The sequence below is a fragment of the Stenotrophomonas sp. YIM B13575 genome, from assembly GCF_042787595.1.
Lineage (GTDB): Bacteria > Pseudomonadota > Gammaproteobacteria > Xanthomonadales > Xanthomonadaceae > Stenotrophomonas > Stenotrophomonas lactitubi_B.
This window is the reverse complement of sequence record NZ_JBHZOP010000109.1, coordinates 1-4,805: the sequence shown is the minus strand read 5'-3', so window position 1 is coordinate 4,805 and position 4,805 is coordinate 1. Positions and strand designations below refer to the sequence as shown.

Annotated in this window: 5 protein-coding genes; 1 reads left to right on the top strand and 4 read right to left on the bottom strand. The window is 67.4% G+C overall.

The annotated features are described in order from the left end of the window. Window positions 1–65 precede the first annotated feature (65 nt). The 4 genes from dbpA to ACFX4F_RS16520 form a co-directional block, all read right to left on the bottom strand. Window positions 66–1,442, bottom strand: coding sequence for an ATP-dependent RNA helicase DbpA (dbpA, locus tag ACFX4F_RS16535; protein ID WP_380657198.1), 1,377 nt, complete (start codon window positions 1,440–1,442; stop codon window positions 66–68). Window positions 1,443–1,576: 134 nt separating this feature from the next. After that, window positions 1,577–1,849, bottom strand: coding sequence for a hypothetical protein (locus tag ACFX4F_RS16530; protein ID WP_380657196.1), 273 nt, complete (start codon window positions 1,847–1,849; stop codon window positions 1,577–1,579). A gap of 44 nt (window positions 1,850–1,893) precedes the next feature. Further along, window positions 1,894–2,436, bottom strand: coding sequence for a CbrC family protein (locus ACFX4F_RS16525; protein ID WP_380657194.1), 543 nt, complete (start codon window positions 2,434–2,436; stop codon window positions 1,894–1,896). A 74-nt stretch (window positions 2,437–2,510) separates the two neighbouring features. Next, on the bottom strand, window positions 2,511–3,590 hold the full coding sequence (locus ACFX4F_RS16520; protein WP_380657192.1) for a YeiH family protein: 1,080 nt from the start codon (window positions 3,588–3,590) through the stop codon (window positions 2,511–2,513). Window positions 3,591–3,691: 101 nt separating this feature from the next. On the opposite strand from ACFX4F_RS16520, the gene ACFX4F_RS16515 reads away from it, so the two are divergent. Further along, entirely contained in the window at window positions 3,692–4,567 is an 876-nt protein-coding gene (locus ACFX4F_RS16515; protein WP_380657190.1) for a LysR family transcriptional regulator, read from the top strand. Window positions 4,568–4,805 lie beyond the last annotated feature (238 nt).

Genomic DNA, 4,805 nt, shown 5'->3' with positions numbered 1-4,805 from the left:
CATGGCCCGGCGCTACCCACGGCAAGCAGGTAGCGCCGGGCCATGCCCGGCGGATGTCCTGCCCGTTACATCATCCGCACGCGGAACCGTCGGCCCTTGATCTTGCCGGCTTCCAGCTTCGCCACCGCCTTGTTGACCTGCTCGCGGGCGATCGCCACGTAGGAACGGGTCGGGAAGATCGCGATCTTGCCGATGAACTTGGCCGACAGGCCGGCGTCACCGGTGAGTGCGCCGAGGATGTCGCCTGCACGCAGCTTGTCGGTCTTGCCGCCATCGATACGCAGGGTGCGCATCGCCGCCTGCGGCAGCTCGGCCGGGCGCGACGTCGCCAGCGGCGTCTTCTGCCAGTCCAGCGGCTCGCCGCGCTGCACTTCGATGGCGTCGGCGCGGTTCTTTTCACGGCCCGCCACCAGGCTGATCGCCAAGCCACTGGCGCCGGCACGACCGGTACGGCCGACACGGTGCTGGTAGCTCTCGACGTCGGTCGGCAGCTCGTAGTTGATCACTGCGGCCAGCTCTTCAACATCCAGGCCGCGCGCGGCAACGTCGCTGGCAACCAGCACGTTGCAGCTGCGGTTGGCCAGGCGCAACAGCACTTCCTCGCGGTCGCGCTGCTCCATGTCGCCATGCAGGGCGAGCGCGGAAAAACCGAACTGCTGCAGCGAGTTGGCCACTTCGTCCACGTCCTTGCGGGTGTTGCAGAACACCACGGCCGATTCGGGCGTGTACTTCAGCAGCAGGCCGGCCAGCGCCTTCTGCCGGTGTGCCGGTTCGACCTCGCAGAACAGATGGCGGATGGCCGGCGCCTGGTCGGCGCCTTCCACGGTCACTTCCACGGCATCGCGCAGCAGGTCGCGGGCCATGGCGCGGATGGTGTCGGGGAAGGTGGCCGAGAACAGCAGGCTCTGGCGATCGCGGTGGGTACGGCCGGCGATCTCGCGGATCGGTTCCTCGAAGCCCATGTCGAGCATGCGGTCGGCTTCGTCCAGCACCAGCGTGCGCACGGCGCCCAGATTCAGTGCGCGCTTGCGCGCCAGTTCCTGTACGCGGCCGGGCGTGCCGACCACCACGTGCGGGTCGTGGCTTTCCAGCGATGCCAGCTGCGGGCCGAGCGGCGTGCCGCCGGTCAGCAGCAAAAGCTTCAGGTTGGGGATACCGGTGGCCAGCTTGCGGATCTGCTTGGCCACCTGGTCGGCCAGCTCGCGGGTGGGGCACAGCACCAGCCCCTGCACGCGGATCAGGCTGGGGTCGATGGACTGCAGCAGGCCCAGGCCGAAGGCGGCGGTCTTGCCGCTGCCGGTCGGGGCTTGGGCAATGACATCGCGGCCATCGAGGATGGCGGGCAGGCTCTGCGCCTGGATCGGCGTGAGGGTGGTGTAGCCGAGGGCATCCAGGCCGGGCTGCAGGGCCGGGCTCAGCGGCAGGGTCGAAAAGTCAGTCATGGCGCATTGTACCTGCGTGCGCGCCCGGTCCCGCCTGGGAGCCTTCATCCATGCATGGCGTGGATCCCCCGGGGGAGGCGGCGCCTTTGGAATTCAGTAGATCCACGCCATGCGTGGATGCTCTGGCCGTCCCCTCAGCCCAGCCCGAGGGCCTCCAGCTGCGCAGCCATCGCCTGCAACTGCTCCTGGGTGGCCGGCTTTCCAGCGGCGCTGGGCTCCAGCAGCAGCTGGTGGAACCACGGGTTGGCGTGCTGTGTATCGAAGTCGAACGAACAGGTCGCCTGCTCGCCCATCACCGCCTGCACGATCCCGATCAGCGTGTCTTCGGCTTCGTCGACGTTGCCCGGCCCATAGCGATCATCCAGCAGGCGCAACGGGATCGGCAGCAGGGTGGGAGATGCGGGCATGCCCCAAGTCTAACGATCCACGTTGGACAGGAGCAGAAGAAGACTCAGGCCGCGTCAACATGGAACTGGATCAGGCCGCAGTGCAGGCACTCGAACGTGTAGAAGCCGATATCTGCACCGGGTGCGTAATCGCTGGCCAGCTCCGACCAAAGCGCTTCGTCGGCGTCATTGGCCGCGCACCATGCCGCGATGGTCGCTGCCGAGGCCTGGCTCACCTGTTCCATGGTGGCGTCTCCCAAGAAGCGGCAGACATCATTGCAATGTGCCAGCCATTTTTCCCCTTGAAAACTGACATAGCCTGGCGTGCGCCGGGACAGCTCTTCCAAAGCGGTTTCGGGCACGCTTTCGTCGATGTCCAGGCTCCACGCAAATGCGATATCCAGCGCCGACGCTGCACGGCCATCGGCAATGCACCAAGGGCAGATCTGCTCCGAATAGTCTTCGCGCCCTGCGTGGATGGCATTGTGCAGGTACACGTATCCACGCGCTTGCTGGCAGACCCTGCAGGCAGTGGTGGACGGCCCCACGTTGCCCGTCGCGACCGGGTCCGGATGGTAGCGGAAGTCTGGAAAGTCATTGATGCTCATGGCGTCCATCCAGTGCAGCGCAGGGGACGTTCTTGTACGACCTGCGTATGGTTTCGGCAAGCTGGGAGGGTTGCTCAGCCCAGCACCGCCAGCACGCCCTGATGGATCGCCAGGCCGCCGAGCAGCAGCCAGCCGAACAGGATCAGCGCCAGCAGCAGCGGCTTCAGGCCGGCCTGGCGCAGCGCCGACACGTGGGTGGTCAGGCCCAGTGCGGCCATCGCCATCGCCAGCAGCACGGTATCCAGCTGCACCAGCCCGGCCTGCACACCCGCCGGCAGCAGGTGCAGCGAGTTGAAACCGGCCACCGCCACGAAACCGAACGCGAACCACGGCACCACGATACGGGCCTTGCCACCGTTCGCCGCTGCCTTGCCACCACGCGCCAGCCACAGCGACAGTGCAATCAGGAACGGCGCCAGCAGCATCACCCGCACCATCTTGGTGATGACGGCCGTATCGGCGGCGGGCTCGCTCACCGCGCGTCCAGCGGCGACCACCTGCGCAACCTCATGCACGGTCGCGCCGGTGAACAGGCCGTACTGCTGCGCGTCCATCGCCAGCCAGCCATGTGACTGCATCAGCGCGTAGAGCGCGGGATACAGGAACATCGCTACCGTGCCGAACACCACCACCGTCGATACCGCCACCGTCACCTGCGCGGCACGCCCGCGTACCACCGGTTCGGCGGCCATGACGGCGGCCGCACCGCAGATCGCACTGCCGGCACCGATCAGCATGGCCGCTTCGCGCTCCATCTTGAACACGCGCACGCCCAACCAGCAGGCCAGGCCGAAGGTGCTCGCCACCACCAGCACGTCCATCAGCACGCCGGCCACGCCGACGTGGCCGATGTCCTGGAAGGTGAGCCGCAGGCCGTACAGCACGATGCCGGCGCGCAGCAGCCAATGCTTGGAGAAGCCGACGCCCGCCGCGCTGGCAGGGGCCAGCCGCGGGTAGAACGTATTGCCCACCACGATGCCAGCGACGATCGCCGCGGTCAGCGCGCTCAGGCCGTGCGCCTGCAGCCACGGCAGCTCGGCCAGATACAGCGAGGCGGCCGCGACCAGGCCGACCAGCAGCAGGCCGGGCAGCCGAGGTTGCCAGCGCTGGCGCAGGGCGGGCAGGGACCAGGATGAGAGAGCGGGGGCGTTCATGGAGGTTGAAGGCTCTGAAGAGGCCATGCCAGCCTGCGCTCACCCAATTGACCTGTAAAACGAATAATATTGGTGAAAATTACCTATCTAGCAGGTTGAATATGCGCCTGACCCTCCGCCAGCTGCAGGTCTTCGTCGCCATTGCCGATCATGGCAGCACCACGGCCGCCGGCCAGGCCATCGCCCTCTCACAATCGGCCAGCAGTGCCGCGCTGCAGGAACTGGAGGCGCATTTCGGCACGCCGCTGTTCGACCGCATCGGCCGTCGCCTGGCGTTGAACGGCCACGGCCGGGCATTGCTGGAACCGGCGCGCGCGCTGCTGGTCAATGCCGCCGATCTGGAGCGGCAACTGGCGGCAGGCGGTGACCCGGCCCAAGGCGCACCGCTGCGGCTGGTGCTGGCGGCCAGCACCACCATCGGCAACTACCTGCTGCCGCCGCGCATCGCCGACCTGCTGCGGCAGGCACCGCAGGCCGAGGTCGATCTGCGCATCGACAACAGCGCTGGCGTGGTTGCGGCCGTTCAACGATTGGACGTCGACGCCGGCCTGATCGAAGGCCCGTGCCACGAGCGCGGGCTGCAGGTGACTGCCTGGCAGCAGGACCCGTTGGTGATCGTGGCAGCCGCGGATGTGCCCCAACGCTGGTCGCTGGATGAACTGCGCGCCGCACGCTGGCTGCTGCGCGAGCCCGGATCCGGCACCCGCGAAGCCGTCGAACAGGCATTGCTGCCACATCTGCGCGGCTTCGCGCAGACGCTGCAACTGGGCAATACCGAAGCGATCAAGCAGGCCGCCATCGCCGGCCTCGGCCTGGCCTGCCTGTCCCGCCACGCCCTGGAAGAGCCCCTGGCCCTGGGCCGCCTGCGCATTCTGGAGACCCCGCTGCCCGCCCTGCAGCGCACGCTGTGGCTGGTACGCCACCCCGGCAAACGATGGTTGCCGGGGTTGCAGGCGCTGTTGGGGGAGGTGGAGTAGTCCGCCGCAATCCAGTCGATTGCATCCATTGATGGATCCTGCGGCGATCATCCACGCATGGCGTGGATCTACGTGTCGACCAAGGTCGACACCCACCAAGAGCAGACCATGCGATTCCGACAGATCGCGGGAAACTGTCTGAGGCGGGGTGGGTCCGGTTGCGGGGGCGTGAGCGCCATGGATGGCGCGACCGAGCTTACATGGACGTACTTGCAGCGTCCCCCGCAACCGGACCCAC